The sequence below is a fragment of the Daejeonella sp. genome, from assembly GCF_044232565.1.
GTDB lineage: Bacteria > Bacteroidota > Bacteroidia > Sphingobacteriales > Sphingobacteriaceae > Daejeonella.
This window is the reverse complement of record NZ_JBIILQ010000018.1, coordinates 1-21,141: the sequence shown is the minus strand read 5'-3', so window position 1 is coordinate 21,141 and position 21,141 is coordinate 1. Positions and strand designations below refer to the sequence as shown.

The window sequence follows — 21,141 nt, the reverse complement described above, 5'->3', positions numbered from 1 at the left end:
AAAAGAGATGGTACTCCGGTTGTGAACTTCGATTCATACTATGGTGTTCAAACGCTTGCTAATAAGGTTGACCTAATGAATGCAGCTGAATTATCTAAATATGTTTTGGAAGCAAAAAACAACGCATACCTACAAGATTTTCCAACAGCCAGCATTAGTGATAATAACAATACACGTTTTGCAAGGTCCACAAATACAAGTTATCAGCTACCTTCCGATTTCTTAAATCCAACGGGAGTTGATACAGACTGGCAAGATGTTTTGTACCAACCTTCTGCCGTTCAAAACTACAGCTTATCGCTTTCCGGCGGTTCCGAAAAATTAGGCTACTATGTTTCAGGTAACTTCTTCGATCAGGGTGGTATTGTAGACAGAACCGGATTTAAGAGATACAGTTTCCGAATTAATCTAGAATCTAATCCAATTAAAAACTTAAAGTTAGGCTTTAGTTTAAATCCATCATTTACAGATCAGGCAAGAGGATCAACAAGTGCTCCTTATTTTGCTGATCCTCCAGGAGCAGTCTATACCGCTTTGGTACATTCCCCTACTGTTAGTCCCTATTTAGCTGATGGTTCTATCAATCAAACCAATAACCAGTCGCATTTATTGACTGCAGAAGGAAGAGCTACAAATATGACTGCTTCAAGTAATCCTCTTGCAGTAGTTGCGCATATCAACGATAACCTTTCCCAATTCAGAACTTTCGCAACAGCTTTTGCGGAATATAGTATTTTTAAAGATCTGAATTTTAGGATTATGGGTGGAACAGATATCAATAATTATAATAAAAATTATTATAGAGAAAAAGCATTTTTAGACAGAAATGCAACAGTTGGTATCCCATTCGGACAATCAAATACATCTCTTGAAACCAATTGGTTAGTTGAAAATACACTTTCATACTCCAAAACTTTAGGAAAACATGAGATTTCAGCTTTAGCTGGTTATACTGCACAAAAAGACAAGATTCGTATGAATCAGGTGCAGGCAGAGAATTTTCCTGATGACTTAGTTAAAACAGTAAGTGGAGGACAGGTGACCGGTGGAACTGCAGCTGAAGAAGAATGGTCGCTAGTTTCCTATTTAAGTAGGGTAAACTATGCATTTAATGATAAATATTTAATAACTGCTACCCTTCGCTCTGATCAGGCATCACGCTTTGGTGAAGGAAATAAAATAGGTTACTTCCCTTCAGTTTCTGCAGGATGGAGAATTTCAGATGAGCCATTCATGAAAAGCTTAAAATTCATGAACGAGATGAAATTAAGAGCAAGCTGGGGTAAAACAGGTAACTTCTTAATTCCAAACTATGCGTCAATCGGATTATTGAATCCTTTTAATTATGTGTTTGGCAATACTGTTGCTAATGGTCTTGCACCATCAACACCAAGTAACTCCTTATTAACCTGGGAAAAGAATACACAAGTTGATGTTGGTTTAGATGTTGGTTTCTTAAGTAACAGAATCTATGCCTCCTTTGATTATTATAGAAAGGTAACATCAGATTTGTTGTTAAATGTTCAGGTGCCAGCAGCTGTTGGTTTTGGAAACTCAAATCCCTTACAAAATATTGGTGAAGTAGAAAACAAAGGTTTTGAAATTTCCTTATCCAGTGCAAATATCCAGGGCAAATTTACCTGGACCACAGATTTTAACTACTCAAAAAATGTGAATGAAGTATTAAAATTAGGTCCTTCAGGTGACCCAATTCTAAGCAGTGGTGGTGCAGGAATTCGCCATATTACGAAAATTGGTCATCCAATTGGTAGCTATTACGGACATGTGGTTGAAGGAATTTATCAAACTACACAAGAAATTGCAGCTGCACCGAAAGATAGGTTAGCTCCAAAACCAGCTCCTGGCGACTTTAAATTTAAAGATGTAAATGGTGATGGTATCATTGATAATAATGATAGAACTATCATCGGAAATTATCAGCCAGACTTTACCTATGGTATGACTAACCGTTTTACCTATAAAAAAGCAGAGTTAAGTTTCTTAATTCAGGGAGTAGAGGGATCTGATGTATTGAACTTAACCAGAAGACATCTTGCTAACGGTGAGGCTAATGTGAACTCTTTTGCTGTTGTTAACGAAAGATGGGTTTCAGCTGCTGAACCTGGAAATGGAAAAGTTCCAAGAGCAGACAGACTTGGAGATTTGCATGGTTTTAACAACCGTCCATCTAGCTATCAAGTGGAAGATGCTTCATACATCAGACTAAGAAATGTAACTTTTGCTTATACTTTTGCAGAAAAGTTCTTAGGAAAGATGTTTCCAGCAGTAAGGTTATACGTTTCAGGAACCAACTTGTTTACTAAAACCGATTATGTTGGTTACAATCCTGAAGTAAATAATCAATCAACCTCTACAGGTGTTCAAGGAGAGGATTATGGAGCATATCCATTATCAAGGAATTTTACATTTGGAATAAATGCAACGTTTAAGTAAATCTTAATAATAAGAAAGATGAAAAATAAAATAGCTAGTGCATTAGTGCTTATTTCTTTATTAAGCGCATGCAGCGAAAAATTTACCGACTTAAGTCCCATTTCTCAACGAAATGTGAATGACTTTTACAGAGATGGAAATGATATGACAGGAGCAATCAATGCTGTTTATAAAGCATTACATCAAAACGGAGCGTACAACCAAAGTTATTGGGTAATGGGCGAAATGCGTTCAGATAATACGGATGGTGGTGCTGATCAGACCGGTTTGGGTGCGAATATGAATATAATCGACAATTTTGGCGAAAATGCGGCAACTGCAGAAATAATCAATTCATCCTATTTAGATACTTATGTAGGTATAGGAAGAGCGAATTTGGTTTTAAGTAGAATTGATGCAGTTTCAATGGATGAAGCCTTAAAAAATCGTATTAAGGGCGAGGCATTGTTTTTACGTTCATTATTCTATTATAATTTGGCCGTTAATTTCGGACGAGTTCCTCTTGTATTATCTGAAATATCAACTGAAGAAGGAAAGACCTATCCTCAGGTTGCTGCTGCAGATATTTACAAGCAATTAATTACTGATTTGATTAAAGCAGAAGGTTTGCTAACCATTAAGTATACAGGAACAAACGTAGGAAGAGCAACTAAAGGTGCCGCCGCAACTTTGCTGGCTAAAATCTACCTAACTACTGGAGAGAAAACCTTAGCAATTCCAGTGTTAAGAAGAATAATCAGTACCTATGGTTACGTTTTAACCCCTAATTATGCTAATATTTGGGGTTTATCCAATAAGAATAATGCAGAATCTATCTTTGAAGTTCAATTTAAAGGTGGCGGTACCAATACCGGAAATTCATTTACTAATGAATTTTCAGCATTATTAATTCAAACAACAGGTGGTTATAAAAATAGACCAACACCAGAAATGCAAGCAGCCTATGAAGCAGGTGACAAACGTTTTGCAGTATCTATGAATCCATTAAATGGCCCACTTAATGCAGGTAGGTTTATCCTTAAATATGGAACTACATCTTCTTTCCCAATAAATGAAGCTGATTATAACTTCATTGTGCTAAGATATGCTGATGTACTTTTAATGCTTGCTGAAGCACTCGGAGAAACAACAGAATCGTATGCGCTGATCAATCAGGTTAGAACAAGAGCAGGGTTGGCAGACATCAGTTCAGCCACAAGCGGAACATTTGCTGAAAAACTTTTAAAAGAAAGAAGAGTTGAGTTAGCATTTGAGAATCATCGTTGGCCAGATCTTTTACGTTTTGGAAAAGCAAAAGAAATAATGGCCTTGCAAGGAAAAACAGCAAGATTATTGTTTTTAATACCTCAAAGGGAATTGGATATTAATTCAACTTATACCCAAAATCCTCAATAAAAAGCTTTAATAATACTAACCGGAATATACTCTGGTTAGTATTATTATTTTTTGTTCTGATCTATTATCTCTTTAAATAATAAGCTCCCACTGCTTCTAATAAGCAAATACGTTATTCAATAATATAGATATGAAATATTCTAAACTAGTTCTGACAAGCATCTTTGTCATGGTGCAACTGTGTTATATTAAAAATAACACCTATGCTCAAGCGCCAGCAAAACCATCCTCAAGTAAAATTCTTCAGGACTTAAAAAAATTAAATGTATTGGGTAATGTGATGTACATGGCTGCCCATCCGGATGATGAAAACACAACCCTTATTTCCTATCTGGCTAATGAAAAGCTTTTTAACACGAGTTATTTAGCATTAACACGTGGTGATGGTGGCCAAAACCTGATCGGACCTGAAATTAGAGAAGGCCTTGGTGTTATACGCACGCAGGAACTATTGCAAGCCCGACGCTTAGATGGAGGAAGACAATATTTCACCAGAGCCAATGATTTTGGATTTTCTAAAAATCCGGAGGAAGTATTTTCAATCTGGAATAGAGAAACATTATTAGCGGATGTAGTATGGGTAATTCGTAATGTTAAACCCGACATTATGATTACTCGTTTCCCTAAAGATTCACGTGCAGGACATGGTCAGCATAGTGCTTCTTCTATTTTAGCGGAAGATGCCTTTGTTGCCGCAGCAGATCCAAAAAGATTTCCTGAGCAATTGAAATATGTGAGTGTTTGGAAGGTAAAGAGATTAGTATGGAATTTAAGTTCATGGGGATTTAGGAATCCCGAGGAGTTTGAAAAAGCAGCGAAAAATCTAATAAAGATGGATGTTGGTCAATTTAATCCTCTACTTGGAAAATCATATGGCGAACTTTCAGCTGAAAGCCGAAGCATGCATAGAAGCCAGGGTTTCGGATCTACAGGAACCCGTGGTGCTTACATGGATTACTTTCAACACACTATGGGAGATTCAGCTAAAGTTGACCTTTTTGAAGGGGTAAATACGGGCTGGTCAAGAATACAAAATAGTAGCAAAGTGCAAATTGCCATAAATAAGGCCATTGATAGCTTTAATCCTTCTAATCCCTCTGCTATCGTTCCTTCCCTAATCCTTGCCAAAAATGAAATCCAGAATTTGCCGGATAGTTATTGGAAAGAGACTAAATTAAATGAAATACAAAATATTATTCAGGCATCAACAGGGCTTTTTCTTGAGGCTATTGCAGGTAATTCTTCTGTAAGTCCCGGACAAAGCTTTAAGCTTCAACTGGAGGTTATCAATCGTTCGGCAATACCTGTGTCAATAGTTTCAATAAACTATCCTTTCAAGTCGGATTCTACAGTTAATACCGCATTGATTTCTAATGTAGGCAAGAAATTCATTTCAAGTTCAACAGTTCCTGCTAATACTCCCTATTCACAGCCCTATTGGTTAGAAAGAAAAGATTCACTTGGCCTGTTCTATATTGCCAAACAAGAAAATGTTGGGCTTCCTGAAAATAGACCTGTAGCAAATGTGAAAATTGTTGTCTCTGTGGCAGGAACACCAATAACATTTACTATTCCAGTAAAGTATAAATACAATGATACTGTAACTGGAGAAATATACCAGCCATTTATTGTTTCACCTCCAGTATTTTCAAATATTGCAGAAAAGGTTTATATGTTTACGGATAATCAACCTAAACAGGTGAACGTTACCGTAAAATCTGGTAAAGCTAATTTAAAAGGTGTTTTGGAATTAAAAATTCCGGGCGATTGGAAAGTGAGCCCTGCTTCTGCACCATTTACTTTTGCAAAAGAGGGTGAAGAGCAAACTTTTCAATTTATGGTTAGCTCGCCTGAAAATGCCAAAGAGGATGAATTTCAGGCAGTTGTTACCATCGATGGAAATTCATATAACAAAAGTTTAAACACCATTAGTTACGAGCATATTCCGGTGCAAGTTTCTTTCCCTGTTGCATCTGCGAAAGTTGTAAAACTGGATTTGGTAAAAAAAGGTAAAAACATAGGCTATTTAATGGGTGCTGGCGATGAAGTTCCGGGTTCATTGAAACAAATTGGTTATGAAGTAACACTATTGGCTGACGGTGACATGTATAAAGAAAATTTAGAAAAGTTTGACGCTATAATTCTCGGAGTTCGTGCTTACAATACAGTAGATCGTATTACCATCTATCATAACAAACTAATGGAATATGTAAATAATGGCGGAAACTTGATTGTTCAGTACAATACTAATAGTGGTCTCTTAGTAAATCCCGGTCCTTATCCTTATAAAATATCACGTGATAGGGTAACAGAGGAAAATGCTGAAGTTGTATTCTTAAAACCCGAACATCCCGTATTAAACACGCCTAACAAGATCAGCAATGCTGATTTTAATGGATGGGTTCAGGAAAGAGGTTTGTACTTCTCTAATGAATGGAGTAAAGAATATGAGGCAATTATTGCATGCGGCGATACAGGTGAAGCTAAATTGAATGGAGGATTACTTATAGCCAAACATGGTAAAGGGAACTTTGTTTTTACTGGCTATTCATGGTTCAGGCAATTGCCTGCCGGTGTTCCCGGTGCTTACAGAATATTTACTAATCTGATCTCTTTAGGTAAATAATTATATATCTCAAAAAGAACAACAAGTAAACGATTAGTTTATTTGTTGTTCTTTTATTTGCAATTATTAAAGTGAAACGTATTTGTTAAAATCTTTATTTTAACTATTATTTGCCATAACGATTGGCATTTTAGTAAAGGTAGTATTTCCAGGTTTTGCACCAACAGCCTCGGCCAGCGGTATCGAAAGCCCTTTTTCCAGATGTCGCCAGTCTGACAACTGACAACCTGTAACTAACCATTCCAAACTCAATTATTACCTCCACCCACTAAATGCAATTTAGTTTGGCGGCCATCAATATACCAGAATCCGTTTTTATCAAAATAGCCATTTTGTTCCAGCATAAAACGTACTGGCTTATTCCATTCTTTTACATCAACAGCCGCATTTAATTCTATCGAATAGGCTGTTTGATAATACATGGGATAATCACCGCTACCGGGAACACCATTTTGCTGATCCCATAATCCAATCGTTGGTCCCGCAGCATGACCATGAAATCCAAGCGGGTGGGTATAGATCGTCCCATTGATGTTTTCTTCTTTTGCCTGAGCTAATGCTATTGCAAGAATCTCGTTTCCGCTTCTGTTTTCTTTGAATTTACTGGTTAAGATATCTTGCAAGCGGTTTGCTTTTGATAATCCATCAGTTAAATACGCTGGTGCTTCTTTTTCTCCCGGAGCAAGTACATAGGCATGTTCTTGAATATCAGTATTTAATCGAAGGTAGCTTATGCCAAAATCTACATGCAGCAGATCACCCATCCTAATTACATTATCCTGATCTTTTGATTCTTTCGAAAATGCTTTTAAATGGTCAAAAGCGACATTGTCATTTCTCTGAATGTTGACTGAAGGATGAAACCAGGTGGATAATCCCATGTCATTCACTTTTTGCCTGAACCACCATACGAGGTCGTCGCTCGTGGTAATGCCGGGGGTGATTACTTTACTGCTAAACCCTTCAGCGATTATTTTATGGCTTATGCTGTTCAATTGAGGATAGATCTGCATTTCGCGAGGAGTTCTTGTTTCTAACCATGCTACCGCCAGATCAGAAGCAGAAACTACCTTAGTTTTGTTTGCAGCTGATAGCTTTTGTGTCAATTCCTCGAAATCAGTATGATCGACACCATCAGCTTGTCCGAAATGTTTGGAGGTATTCAAGGCTATTTTTTCAGGTTTATATTGCCCAATTATATCATTCAAGGCATCCCATTGGTCCGGGAATTTTTTCATATCCCATTGCGCTTCAATCTCATCACCAACATTATATCTGGCAATAGCTATTTTCTTAAATACCTTTTTTGTCGGGTTATTATAAAAAACAAGTATGGTTCGACGCCTTGCACTTAACCAGGTTGCAGGAAGCATGGTTCTGATGACCGGATCTTCATTGTATTCCCTAGAAACAATTACCCACATATCAATCTTGTTTTTTTCCATGAGTGAGGGCAAGAGATTGTTTAATCTGTCTGCCAATACCTCATCTATAATTCTTGCCTGCTCCTTCAATGGCAATATTTGCGCATTTGTAGTAATGGCAAGCAGAATAAATGCAATTAATCCGGATAATTTCTTTTTCATACGTAAACTTATATTTCTTTGGTAAGCTTAATAAATTCTTCTATTGAACAAAAGGAGACAAACTAAATTGATATGCAAATTAATTATTTGAGCCTTTTTTATATCTATGGTCCTAATTTTCAAATAATAACAACCCTGAATATATATTATTTAATTCAATGTATAGCTTAAGGAAAAGTAAACAATTAACCTGAAATCAACTAGTTGATTTTTAACATTAAAGTTTTGAAACTTCAATATTCTCCATCTTATTAAGTCCTTTAAACTGTACTTCAATCTTCGGACTATCATCTTCAGGGTAATCAGAATCAATTAAAATGACATGTGAGCCTGATGAAACTTTTGGCGGACTCGTCTGTAATTTGAAAGTGTTCTTTGGTTTTCCGTTTTTATCGTAAATGCGAATAGTCTCTGTACCATCAGAAACTAGGCTTTCACCTGCTAATAATTCTATGGGGAATAAAAGTTCCTTATAATTGTCAATTTGCATTTTAATATTTTTCACGCTGCCTTTCTCGCCTGTAATCTGCATCCTGAATTGTAAAGGCTGCTCTTTCCAGTTATACTGTAAATTCCAGGTGGTATGCGTGGGTTCACCCGGCTGACGCTCAAATTTTTCTCTTGTAAAAACTGGCGACATGGCATACTGGTGCAGTGTCCATTTACCTTCCGCTCTCTTTTCCAGATGAAATTCATTTTTTGGATTTTTTAAAACCTCCTGTTGAGTTTTGCTGAAAGCATTCCCGTTTCTTGCCATTTCCCATTCACGTATGGCATCCAGCAATTGGTCTGCCTGTGTGTTTTTTCTCAATGCTGCCGGTCGTGCAACCATGGCAAATCCTGCATTATAACCGGCGGCTCTTGACAGCATCCACTCCATCTCCGGAAGGGTAGTGTTTTCTGCCAAAAGATACCAACCCAGCATGTGAGGCATATAATTCCGGTCAAATAAACCCTGATTATCGATGCGGTACTGTTGCATACTTTCTTTAAATCCGCCGTACCAGGGCTCACCCCAATTATAGTATGAGCCTATGTGCCAGTAGAACGTTTTACTCAGACTAGTACCAATTATAAAATCGTGTTTTACCTGATCGTACACATCTTTTGCAAAGAGTTCAAGCGCATAATCACCCTGACCTGACGCGAGAGCACCTTCATGACCGTCCAGATCAAGATGATCTACACCGGTCTCATTCATCAGGTCGGTTATATTTTTCGCAATTTCCCTTTGCATATCTAAATTGGGAAAGAACACATTGTATGGATGATCAAAAAGTTTTCCAACCTGTTTTCCTGCCGGATGAGCTGATTTTGTTGTGCCAAAAGCACCACGCTGACAGTCTAATAAAATATAAGGTGCAGTACTGCTTACTGATTTATAGCGAATTAATTCATTCCCAATCATTACAGCATGCAGATTATTTCCTTTTTCATCATTAAAGTATTCAGGAGAGGCAACTTCAATGGTGTTTTGATCTGCATCAATGGATTTAATTAATTTGGAAGATCCGGTGAAACTGAGTCGCTTGTCTGGAATAGGTGAAACATAGGGGTCATTGGTATTGATGAAATTGGTCAGCGTATGCATACCCAGAAACAATCCTGCGGCATGAGCTTTATCTACACAGTTCTTTAAGCCATCTTTTCCATTTGGAAATTGTTCCGGATTCAACACAAAATTACCCCAGCTCTTAAAAGGCCCTTCATGATACAAGGATACCAGTCCCGCACGTTTAGTATAGCCGATCATCTCATCTATATCTTTTTCCCCATAGGATGAGATCATATAGGATTTGCCATACAGATTTGATTTTTTGAACCAAACCCCATTTACTGTTGGATGCGGAAGGTTTTCTGCGATCTCAATTTGCTCCAGGCGATCGAAGGTTAAGGCTTCTTTACATGAAAAAACTGCGATCTTGCTACCGACCACCGTTTCACCCTTTAAAGCTTCCACAGGCATGTTTTTATAAAGTCCACCCCAGGCATCCACAAAACGTTCGCGATCTCTGTTAATAGAATAGGCCTGTATGTTACTTCCCCATTTTGCCGGGACTGCTGTAATGCCTCTTGCCCAGGTGCTACCTTCTTTTGTAGGGTAATCACCGCCGAGTGTTTTAATGTTCAATACTTGGATTCCAAGTGAGACTTCTCCATCGCGTACTACGCCAATGATCTCACCAATGGTTTTACTGATGGTGTTAGGGATAGGTCCCCAAATAATGGCATCAATCTTACTTGCTGGTACAGCCTTGATAATTTCCAGAACCAGGTGGGTGTTTTTACTTGTTGCCCTAACCTCAATAGTTACTCCAGTTTCTTTAAATCCCAGCGTGACTTTCTTCTGAACTTTATCATAGCTCATTGAGCCCGGTTGGTATCGTTTATTATTGCTTACCAGTGTAATAAGTGGAGAAATGGTATCGGTGGAGATATAGTTTTTACCTGTGGATAAATTCGATAATTCTGTAATAGATCCTTGTTTGCTGAGGCTCATTTTAAGTTCGCCTGATTTGAAAGAAACCTGTGCAAATGCGTTTTGAGAAAAACAGATTACTGCAACATAAAAGAATGCAATTTTAATTTTATTTAGTGCAGGAAAATTCATGGTTCAAGATTAGTCGGTTAAAAAAAACAAATTAAGTTTTTTTTCGCAGACACAAAAATTATCCAGCGGAGTTATCTGGACTAATTGAAAACAGGATTTAAAAAAGAAATTTAAATCGAAATAGCCAATAATGCTTATTTAATGTTCAGTATTGGTAAAATAGCTCTAAAAAAAATGAATTTATCTAAAGATCAACCTTAGCCCATTTATGGCTCGTATCCAATTTAAAGGAACCTAAATATTTCTGATTCCAGCTGTCTGGAGAAATCATAGAAAGAAATAGGCTTTCGTCGGCTTTGCTGTACAAATGGTAGAGTTCACCCATGATTGGGGTGAAATTGTATTTTGAGGAGTATACTAATTCATTGAGCTGAACTTCATTAACCAATTTTTCATATTCCTCTTTGAGCTCATCAAACTTAGTCTTGAAGTTTTTGTTCGCCACATCAGCATTGGATTGCTTCCAACCAGAAACATTATCAAGTTTAATTGCAGGTGCACTTACATTACTGCCGTAACTTAAACCTTTTTGATAATAGCCATTTTCTTTGTCCCAGACTACTAAATCAGGCTTTTCTTCATTTTCTTCCATTTGGAGAATTGGGTTGATGTAAAATAGAATACAAAATTAATGAAAGATTGAATGTCTTGTGTAAATACAATGTAAATAGTTGCGGACTATTCCGCAATGATAGGGCTTGTAGATCGAGTTTGCAAATACAGGGGGATTGTGTCAGTATTGTTATTGTGAGGAGTTATAGCCCCCATGTTATTGCGAGGAGGCACGACGAAGCAATCTCTTCAATATTAATAGAGATTGCTTCGGTACCCTCGTAATGACAGAAAAAAAACCTCGTAATGGCACAGCAAATAAAAAATGCAAGCTCGTAATTTCAAATTATATTTTTAATTTAGTCTTAGAGAAAATTAATATTTATAGGTTTTATGGAGATCTTAGAAATACTTATTGAACAGATCAAAGGTTTTTTTGGTATTGATGGCTTGTTAAAGATCATCAAAAGTGGCGATTTTGCTTCACTTGCAACATATCAAGGTATTACCTCATTTATTGCTCCAATTTTGCCTATTATTTTGATGTTAGAATTGAGTAGGGGTCTCCTTTACAAAAAATTTAAGGTTTTTGCCTATAAAATTCCGTTCTTCAGCTATTTGTTTAACTCGGTATTAGGAAGATACATTTCTATCGGAATGACCATGTTTTGTATTGGATTATTTGAAAAGTATGCCATTATTTCCATTTCATTTACCTGGTACTGGTTTATTTACGGATATATTATCTGGGAGTTCGCACATTTTATCTACCATTTTCTGGCACATAAAGTAAGGCTTTTTTGGTGCTTACATTCCACTCATCATGCGCCCGAAAGCATGAACTTATCTGTTTCCTATTCCCATTTTTTTCTTGAAGGACCTTATGCAGATATTATTAGAACCTCCATTTGTATGCTTGCCGGGGTTCCGCCAGCTATGTTATTTGTGATCATGTTCATTGATGGCACCTATGGGTCATTCATTCATATTGGTGAATCGGTGATGAAAAATGCCAAATTGGGTGTTTTGGGAAAGTTTATTTTAACGCCTTCGCACCATCGGGTACATCATGCGAAGAACTTGGAGTATATGGATACCAATTATTGCAATTTATTAAATGTATGGGATAAGGTTTTTAAGACTTACCAACCTGAAAAAGATGAGGTGAAAATTGAATACGGAATTACCAGAGAGATTAAACCCAACAGTTTTCTGGATGCTTATTTCGGTGAAATTACTGCTCTTGTGAAAGATGTTTGGAACGCTCCGGGTATTAAAAATAAGGTTTTATATTTATTTATGCCACCCGGCTGGAGTCATACAGGCGATCATAAAACTACTTCGGCATTAAGGAAGGCGATGTTGAATAAAGCTTAGGGACTCTATTGGCTAAAAAGCAATATTTTAACAGGCAAAAATCATAAAAAAGAAGCCGTATCCTAAAATTTAGGATGCGGCTTTTTTGATTTAACCAGATTGGTTTTAGGTCATTATTATTCAGATTCAACAATAGGTTCCAGATCTGCTAATTCAGTTTCTGTAAATAACCTTGATTGGATTAAGAAACCGACATCCAAAGTAGCTTCCAATGAAAAACTCGCTGCTCTTCCTTCAATTACATCGAGCGTAAGATGGGTATGCCGCCAGTACTCAAACTGGTCCTTCGCCATATAAAATTTGCATTCTGCAATTTCACCGATGCAAATGTCATTTGATCCAACTAAAAACCCTCCTTTTTCGAAGCAATGCGGATAGGAGCCCTCACAGCAGCCTCCACTTTGATGAAACATGAGTTCACCATGCTCGTTTTTTAGCTGCTGGATAATTTCAAGTGCTCTGGGTGTTGCATCAATTCTATTTGTACTCATGATCTTAAATCTTTACAATTGAAACCTGCATGAGCTTACCGATTACTCAAGGGAATGAATATGAGCTCATGCATGCTTCATAGCCTTTTAAAAACAATTTTTAACTAATGAAAAAATTCTGAATGAGATGAACTCATTCAGAATCAAAGATGAAATTGGTAATTGATTAATAGAATCCCAATTTATTCTTATCGTAAGATATCAACATGTTTTTTGTGCTGCGGTAATGATCGAGCATCATTTTATGATTTTCGCGACCAAAGCCTGATTTTTTATATCCACCAAACGGCGCATGTGCCGGGTAAGCATGGTATTGGTTAACCCAGATTCTGCCAGCCTGAATCGCTCTTGGTACCTGATACAACTGGTGAGCATCTCTGGTCCAGACACCTGCTCCCAATCCGTAAAGTGTATCATTTGCAATTTCAATGGCCTCTTCAACGGTTTTAAAGGTCGTTACACATACTACCGGTCCGAAGATTTCTTCCTGGAAAATGCGCATTTTATTATGGCCTTTTAAAATGGTTGGTTCGATATAATATCCGGTCTCCAATTCACCTTCTAATTTATTGGCCGAGCCACCTGTAAGAACTTCAGCGCCTTCATCTTTGCCAATTTTCAGATAGGAAAGTATTTTCTGATATTGCTCATTCGATGTTTGAGCACCCATCATACTTGTTTTATCTAATGGGTGGAGGGTTTTAATGGCTTTTGTACGTTCAATTACACGAGCAATGAACTTATCATAAATGCTTTCCTGAATTAACATTCTGGATGGACAAGTACATACTTCTCCTTGATTCAATGCAAACATTACTGCACCTTCTACAGCTTTATCGAAAAACTCATCGTCTTCATTGGCAACAGATTCAAAAAAAATGTTAGGTGATTTACCACCAAGTTCCATTGTGGAGGGGATAATGTTTTCAGCTGCATACTGCATAATCAACCTTCCGGAAGTAGTACTTCCTGTAAAGGCAATTTTGGAGATTTTGGGTGAGGTTGCCAATGCTTTACCTGCTTCAATTCCATAACCATTAACTACATTTAGAACTCCCGGAGGCAAAAGATCGCCAATCAGTTCCATAAGTATCATAATAGAAGCTGGTGTTTGCTCAGCAGGTTTTACTACGGTGCAGCAACCAGCTGCCAATGCAGGTGCAATTTTCCAAGTTGCCATCAGCAAAGGGAAATTCCAAGGTACTATTTGTCCGACAACACCAATTGGCTCATGCAATGCGATGCTAACAGTATGTTCATCATGTTCAGAAATAGTTCCTTCATCTGCTCTGATAGCACCTGCAAAATATCTAAAATGGTCTACAATCAATGGAAGATCTGCTGCAAGCGTTTCTCTAACAGCCTTGCCGTTTTCAATTGTTTCAACAATTGCAAGGTATTCAAGATTGGCTTCAATTTTATCTGCAATCTTTAAGAGGATATTACTACGGTAGGTAGGTGAGCTTTTACTCCATGTCTTAAATGCTTCATGTGCGGCATCCAGAGCAAGATCAATATCTTCCTTGCCGGACCTTGCAGCTTTTGTAAATACTTTGCCATCGATTGGCGAAATATTGTCAAAATAAACTCCTTTTACGGGCGGGACAAATTTTCCACCTATGTAATTGTCGTAATGTGGTTTGAATGTAGGACGTTTTAATAAATTTTCCATAATGAGTTGTGTTTTTGTCAATAAGAATGAAGAGCTCTTTATTAAGATCTTCGTATTCTTAAGGATATAATTATTAGTCAAATCAAAAATAACCGAATTTGGATTTTTCAGGTAGTACAATAGTTGCAAGTAATAGTAATATAGTTTCAGTATATTAGGATTATTAATTAAATATCATCATTTGATGGTCTTTCAATAAAACCTATTAATTAAGTCGTATGCTTCATTTATTAGATAATGTAGGTCTGACAAAAAGAGACAATCTGCAGACGCTCGTTGAAAATCGATCAGTTTATGCGCTCGATAGATGTGAATTAAATGTTTTTGAAACCAATTCTAAATCTTTCCAAGTGCCTTTAACATTCAATGATTTTGTAATCACAAGTATGTTAAAAGGGAAAAAAGTTATGCATTTGATGGATAGGATTGGATTTGATTACTTGCCAGGCCAGTCAGTTATTGTTCCTCCAGGGGTAACTATGAAAATCGATTTTCCTGAGGCAGCAGATGATAATCCTACCCAATGTGTTGCATTAGCTATTGATCATGATCAGATCAAAAAAACTATAAATTATCTAAATGAATTTTATCCTAAAAACTCAAGTTTAGATCAGTGGGGCTTGGATTATGGGCAAATCCATTTTAACAATAATGAAGAGATATGTAATCTTATTAATAAGATTATTAGGATTTCCACTGAAATGTCGAAGTCAAAAGACATTTTGGTTGATCTATCAATAAAAGAATTACTGGTTAGGGTTATGCAAACTCAGAATCATTTAACTCTTAATTCAGATAAAAATCTGGGCAATAACAAACCCTTAAATTATGTCACTGAATATATTAAAGCTAACCTTAATCAAAAAATAAGTATTAAGAGCCTTAGCGATAAAGCCTGCATGAGTAAGGCTACGTTTTATAGGTTGTTCAAACGTGAATTGGGGATGAGCCCAAATGATTTCATTCTTTCCGAAAAAATTAACCGAGCCAAACAATTATTGAAATATCCGGGATCAAAAGTGATGGCTGTTAGTTTTGAACTAGGATTTACAGATGCCAATTATTTTATAAAATCATTTAAGAAAGCTGTTGGCACTACTCCAGGCAATTATTATTTGTCTGAGCAGCAGCCTCATTAATGTTTCTTGCGAATAATTAGTCTGGAAATCATTTCTCGCCTTTTTAAATTGCTATATCTTCTTTTATTCGTTCAATTTCAAATAAGAGTTTGTCGTTGTACACTGCAAGGATTCTTCTAGGATCGTCGATTAGAATAAAATTTTCTGTTTGAACAATATATTTTTGTCCGCCTCAAGATATATAAACCCTAAGCTAACCAGGTTTTCGAAGGGATAGAACAGAAATAGTTCTTCTTTAATACAAACTGCCTAAACTTACAATTGCTATCCGAGAGTTTTAATTGTAACGCATAGTTAATAAACTTAGCTTTATGGTTAATTAATTAGGTATTTTGAAGAGAGTCTTGCCCCCTTGACTGTCATACAACAATTTTAATTGAAAAAAATGCAGTTTTTGATTCCCCTTGGCTTGACAAAAGACAATTTAAACACCCCTGCATAAGCAGATAAACTCCTAGCCGCTAACCCTTAACCAAGCAACCAACCAACCAACTAACCACCTAATAAAAACTGTGGAAAACTTTTTTGTGGGAGATAGTGGTAAAAAGTGGTAAGTTTTTTACTTTTACAGTTAAATAATAGAATAAAAAAACACAATGTCCCATTTCTTAGGAGAATTTGATTGTAAACTTGACGCTAAAGGCCGGATGATGGTACCATCCAGCCTGAAAAAGCAGCTTCCGGAAGCGGAGCGTGAAGGTCTTGTGATCAATCGTGGCTTCGAGAAGCATTTAGTGATTTACACTAAAAAGGAATGGGATTCAATTACCGAAGAGCTGAGCAAGCTTAATGCATACGAAAAAAAGAGTCGTGATTTTATCCGCTATTTTACTCGTGGTGCCACTGAGTTAAGCCTCGATTCGGCTAATCGTATTCTTTTCCCTAAGGCTTTAATGGAATATGCAGGTATCACTGGTGAGGTGGTTCTTTCTTGCGTACTTAATAAAATTGAAGTTTGGGCAAAAGATGCCTATGATAATCAACTAGATAGTGAACCTGAAAATTTTGCCAACCTCGCCGAAGAGGTAATGGGCAATACTGCAAGAAGGGGGGCGAATGACTAATTATCACAATCCCGTGATGTTGCAGGAGTGCATCGATGGTTTAAATATTAATCCCGTTGGTACTTACGTTGATGTAACTTTTGGTGGCGGTGGTCATTCTCGAGAAATATTAAAACATTTAGGCCCTAAAGGCCGTTTAATTGCATTTGATCAAGATGCCGACGCGCAAAAGAATATACCTGCCGACGCTCGCCTAACTTTTATAGATCAAAACTTCCGCTACCTAAAAAATAACTGTCGCCTGCAAGGGGCTACACAAGTAGATGGTATCCTGGCCGACCTAGGTGTATCGTCTCATCAATTTGATCAAGCTGAGCGTGGCTTTTCTATTCGCTTTGATGCTGAACTCGATATGCGCATGGATCAAGCGGGCTTACTTACTGCTAAACAGGTAGTTAATACCTATAGTGAGGAGCAGTTACACCGTATTTTTGGGATTTATGGTGAGATAAAAAATGCAAAAACATTAGCCAATACTTTGGTTACTCAGCGGTTGAATAAGCCTATAAATACTGTGGAGGACTTAAAAACTGTTATTGCTAAATTAATTCCGAAAGGGAAAGAAAATAAATACTTGGCTCAAGTTTTTCAAGCACTACGCATTGAGGTTAACCAAGAATTAGAGGCTTTAAAAGAATTTTTAGAGCAAACAGTAGATGTATTAAAGCCTGAGGGTCGTTTAGTGGTCATGTCTTATCATTCACTTGAAGATAGGCTTGTAAAGAATTTTATTGCCAAGGGTAAATTTCATGGCGAGGTTGAGGTTGATTTTTTCGGAAATCAAATCAAGCCACTTGAAAGTTTAACTCGCAAAGCAATTGTTGCCTCTGATGAGGAAATAGCGCAAAATAATCGTGCAAGAAGTGCGAAATTAAGAATAGCAGTGAAGAAAAATTTATCAAAAGCTTAATTAATGGCTAATCAATTTAGAACTAATAAAGCAGACGAGGAGATTGAGCCAATTGCAAAAGTTGAAGTAGCTCCTGATCTAGATGAAAAGGTAGAGATTCCTAAAAATTTCTTTACCCAATTATTTACAGAAGGTGTGGTTTCCAAGCAGACAGCTACCGACTTTTTTCCGTTCATTATCTTCATCGCTTTTTTGGGAATGATTTATATCGCCAACCGTCATCTAGCCGAAAATAACATTCGTGACATTGATAAATTAGGTAAAGAGGTTAAGGAGCTAAGCTGGGATTTTAAGACTTTAAAAGCCGATCTAATGCTTAAAAGTACACAAACAGAGGTTGCAGCAGAAGTGGATACGCTCGGTTTAATAGAGCCCAATGACCCTCCTAAAAAAATCGTAATCACCGTAGGTGAATTTAAATAACAACAAAAAGTAGCAACAAAACAAAAATTTAAAACATTGAATATTAGAACCGACATATTGCTCCGAGTGTATTTGGCCTTTGGCTTAATCGTGCTATTAGCTTTTGCGGTACTCTATCAATTATTTAATGTACAAGTTGTGGAAGGTGCCAAATGGAGGGCTAAGGCCGATAGTCTTTCTACGCGTTTCATGAATGTAGAAGCGGCTCGTGGAAATATCTATTCTGTGGATGGAAGTCTGCTTGCTACCTCGGTCCCAGAGTATGAGGTAAGAATGGATTTACTCGCCGCCGGCATCGATAAAGACGCTGTTTTTTTTGAAAAAGTTGACTCGCTTGCGGATAAATTTTCTGAATTTTTCGGAGATAAATCGTCCAGTCAATATTCTCGAATGCTACGAGAAGCTCGTGCCGATAAATCACGTTATATGCTCCTGAAAAGGAATGTTACGTATCAACAATTAAAGGTTGTACGAAAGTTTCCAATCTTTAATCTTGGCCGTTACAAGGGAGGATTGATTGCAGTCCCATTAAATAAAAGAATCTTACCATTCAATTCATTAGCCAAGCGAACAATTGGCTATAAGAATAAAAATGTTCAACCCGTGGGCTTAGAAGGGGCATATAGCTCATTTATTGATGGTGAAAGTGGTCGTAGGTTAATGCAGCGTATTGCAGGAGGGGTTTTTATTCCTGTAAATCAGGATATTGAAATTGCTCCTAAAGAAGGTGCTGATATTATCTCTACCATCGATATCAATATGCAAGATGTTGCTCAAAGGGCACTTAAAAGGCAATTGATTGCTAGCGATGCAGATCATGGTTGTGTAATTCTTATGGAGGTTGCAACTGGAGAAATTCGTGCGGTAGCCAATTTTAGTAAATTGAAATCCGGCGACTATGAGGAGCAGTTTAACTATGCAATCGCTGCCAGTCAGGATCCGGGTTCAACCTTTAAATTAGCTTCCTACCTTTCTCTTCTAGAAGATAATAAGGTAGATACCAATACTATGATTGCAACTGGTGATGGTACTTATCGCATTCCAGGTCATACCATTCGTGATTCGCATGGTGGCATCGGTACCGTAACGGTTAAAAAAGCTTTCGAAGAATCTTCAAACGTAGCCATCGCTAAAATGATTAACGCGGCTTATCAAAATGATCAGACTAAATTTTCGGAGAATCTTTACAAATGGGGATTGAACAAAAAGCTAATGCTTCAAATTCCCGGTGAAGGATCACCAGTAATAAAAAATCCTAAAAATCGAAGCTGGAATACGAAACAAACGCTTCCGCAGATGGCTTATGGCTATGAAATGCAAATAACACCACTGCAAATGCTTGCTTTTTATAATGCCATTGCCAATGATGGCAAATACATTGCACCAATTTTTGTGCGCGAAATTCGCCGCCTTGGCAATACGGTTGAGCAATTTAAGGCTCGAGTAATCAATGAACAAATTGTTTCTGACAAAACCGTTAGAAAAGCTCAAGCTCTTCTTGAAGGGGTGGTAACTGAGGGTACTGGTAAAGGTCTTGCTTCTAAATTATATCGTATTGCCGGAAAAACAGGTACTGCTCAGGTTGCGGATGCTGATAAGGGCTACCAAGTGGATAAAAAATATCAAGCTTCTTTTTGTGGATACTTCCCAGCGGATAATCCTAAATATTCATTAATCGTGGTAGTAAATAACCCACGTAAAGGAACCTACTATGCTGCATCTGTGGCCGGTCCGGTTTTTCGCGAGATTGCCGACCGGGTGTATGCCAGCGATGTAAAGATGTATGAATCTATAAAAGAACAGAAATTTGTTGGAAGCTTAAAAATGCCAGTAGTAAAAACAGGTGCAACAAAGGCGACTCAAAATGTATATAAAGCATTCGGATTCAAAGCTTCATTCGCCGGAAATTCGGATTATGTAAAGCTTGACACTAATTCTGGTGTAGCCAATAAAAGTATTAAGCTAATTGAAGGTGCTGTGCCGGATGTAAATGGAATGGGATTGAAGGATGCATTATTTGTTTTGGGTAACTCCGGACTAAAAACTCAGATTCATGGAAGCGGCAGGGTGATAAGGCAGTCGCTGCTAGCTGGAACGCGTATTAATAAGGATGTACCCATTATTTTAGAGCTGCAATAATGAAGATTCTCAAGGATATATTATACGGTGTGCCCCTAACGAGGGTGATTGGCTCAACAAGCCAAGTGGTAGAAACTATCTGCTTCGATTCTAGGATATCTGTCCCTGGGGCCTTATTTGTAGCTATTCGTGGCACAGAATCCGACGGACATGCTTTTATCGATAAAGCAATTGATTTAGGTGCCAACGCAATCCTTTGTGAGGAGTTTCCTTCAAACATCAGGCAAAATGTAAATTATTTCTTGGTCGAAAACTCTGCAAAAGCACTTGGAATCATCGCTTCTAATTTTTACGATAATCCTTCTTCAAAGCTCAAACTAGTTGGAGTTACGGGCACTAATGGTAAAACTACCATCGCAACCTTGCTTTTTCAATTGTTTAGAGATTTAGGCTTTAAAGTTGGATTGCTCTCAACCGTTCAAAATCAAATTAATGATCTTGTAATTGCTTCCACACATACTACTCCTAATCCGCTTGAGCTCAATTCTTTACTGAATGACATGGTGCTTTCTGGATGCGACTATTGCTTTATGGAGGTTAGCTCACATGCAGTAGCACAAGCTAGAATTGAAGGTCTTGAATTTGCCGGCGGAATATTTACTAATCTTACTCATGATCACCTCGATTTCCATAAAACCTTTGATTCATATTTAAAAGCTAAAAAAGGCTTCTTTGATGGTCTCAACAATAAGGCTTTCGCAT

At 37.4% G+C, this 21,141-nt stretch carries 15 protein-coding genes; 10 read left to right on the top strand and 5 right to left on the bottom strand.

Going from position 1 to position 21,141, the window contains the following annotated elements:
- From ACILQF_RS02250 to ACILQF_RS02240, 3 genes are all read left to right on the top strand, one after another.
- Positions 1-2,454, top strand: a 2,454-nt coding sequence (locus tag ACILQF_RS02250; RefSeq protein ID WP_395625788.1) for a SusC/RagA family TonB-linked outer membrane protein, incomplete at its 5' end; no start/stop codon positions are given.
- A gap of 18 nt (positions 2,455-2,472) precedes the next feature.
- Positions 2,473-3,849, top strand: a complete 1,377-nt coding sequence (locus ACILQF_RS02245; RefSeq protein WP_395625787.1) for a RagB/SusD family nutrient uptake outer membrane protein — start codon at positions 2,473-2,475, stop codon at positions 3,847-3,849.
- A 130-nt stretch (positions 3,850-3,979) separates the two neighbouring features.
- Complete coding sequence (locus ACILQF_RS02240) at positions 3,980-6,475, top strand: PIG-L family deacetylase (RefSeq protein ID WP_395625786.1); 2,496 nt, start codon at positions 3,980-3,982, stop codon at positions 6,473-6,475.
- Positions 6,476-6,723: 248 nt separating this feature from the next.
- Here ACILQF_RS02240 and ACILQF_RS02235 read toward each other — a convergent pair whose 3' ends face one another.
- The 3 genes from ACILQF_RS02235 to ACILQF_RS02225 all read right to left on the bottom strand — a co-directional run bounded on the left by ACILQF_RS02235 (position 6,724) and on the right by ACILQF_RS02225 (position 11,264).
- Entirely contained in the window at positions 6,724-8,061 is a 1,338-nt protein-coding gene (locus tag ACILQF_RS02235) for a M24 family metallopeptidase (RefSeq protein ID WP_395625785.1), read from the bottom strand.
- Positions 8,062-8,278: 217 nt separating this feature from the next.
- The gene (locus tag ACILQF_RS02230; protein ID WP_395625784.1) at positions 8,279-10,672 is read right to left on the bottom strand and encodes a hypothetical protein; all 2,394 of its coding nucleotides are present in this window, start codon (positions 10,670-10,672) and stop codon (positions 8,279-8,281) included.
- Positions 10,673-10,856: 184 nt separating this feature from the next.
- A complete protein-coding gene (locus tag ACILQF_RS02225; protein ID WP_395625783.1) occupies positions 10,857-11,264 on the bottom strand; it encodes a DUF2452 domain-containing protein in 408 nt (135 codons plus the stop codon).
- A gap of 353 nt (positions 11,265-11,617) precedes the next feature.
- On the opposite strand from ACILQF_RS02225, the gene ACILQF_RS02220 reads away from it, so the two are divergent.
- Positions 11,618-12,601, top strand: coding sequence for a sterol desaturase family protein (locus ACILQF_RS02220; protein WP_395625782.1), 984 nt, complete (start codon positions 11,618-11,620; stop codon positions 12,599-12,601).
- A gap of 116 nt (positions 12,602-12,717) precedes the next feature.
- Here the strand turns inward: ACILQF_RS02220 and ACILQF_RS02215 are convergent, their stop codons facing one another.
- Positions 12,718-13,092, bottom strand: a complete 375-nt coding sequence (locus ACILQF_RS02215; protein WP_395625781.1) for a DUF779 domain-containing protein — start codon at positions 13,090-13,092, stop codon at positions 12,718-12,720.
- Positions 13,093-13,258: 166 nt separating this feature from the next.
- Positions 13,259-14,764, bottom strand: a complete 1,506-nt coding sequence (locus ACILQF_RS02210; RefSeq protein ID WP_395625780.1) for an aldehyde dehydrogenase family protein — start codon at positions 14,762-14,764, stop codon at positions 13,259-13,261.
- Positions 14,765-14,982: 218 nt separating this feature from the next.
- On the opposite strand from ACILQF_RS02210, the gene ACILQF_RS02205 reads away from it, so the two are divergent.
- The 6 genes from ACILQF_RS02205 to ACILQF_RS02180 all read left to right on the top strand — a co-directional run.
- Positions 14,983-15,903 (top strand): AraC family transcriptional regulator N-terminal domain-containing protein, encoded by a 921-nt coding sequence (locus ACILQF_RS02205; RefSeq protein ID WP_395625779.1) that lies wholly within the window; start codon positions 14,983-14,985, stop codon positions 15,901-15,903.
- A gap of 596 nt (positions 15,904-16,499) precedes the next feature.
- Positions 16,500-16,967 (top strand): division/cell wall cluster transcriptional repressor MraZ, encoded by a 468-nt coding sequence (gene mraZ / locus ACILQF_RS02200; RefSeq protein WP_395625778.1) that lies wholly within the window; start codon positions 16,500-16,502, stop codon positions 16,965-16,967.
- On the top strand, positions 16,960-17,877 hold the full coding sequence (gene rsmH / locus ACILQF_RS02195) for a 16S rRNA (cytosine(1402)-N(4))-methyltransferase RsmH (protein WP_395625777.1): 918 nt from the start codon (positions 16,960-16,962) through the stop codon (positions 17,875-17,877). The genes mraZ and rsmH overlap by 8 nt, the downstream gene beginning before the upstream one ends.
- Before the next feature lie 3 nt (positions 17,878-17,880).
- Positions 17,881-18,300, top strand: a complete 420-nt coding sequence (locus tag ACILQF_RS02190; RefSeq protein WP_395625776.1) for an FtsL-like putative cell division protein — start codon at positions 17,881-17,883, stop codon at positions 18,298-18,300.
- A 36-nt stretch (positions 18,301-18,336) separates the two neighbouring features.
- The gene (locus ACILQF_RS02185) at positions 18,337-20,439 is read left to right on the top strand and encodes a penicillin-binding protein (protein WP_395625775.1); all 2,103 of its coding nucleotides are present in this window, start codon (positions 18,337-18,339) and stop codon (positions 20,437-20,439) included.
- On the top strand, positions 20,439-21,141 hold a 703-nt coding region (locus ACILQF_RS02180), incomplete at its 3' end, for a Mur ligase family protein (protein WP_395625774.1). The genes ACILQF_RS02185 and ACILQF_RS02180, both read left to right, overlap by 1 nt.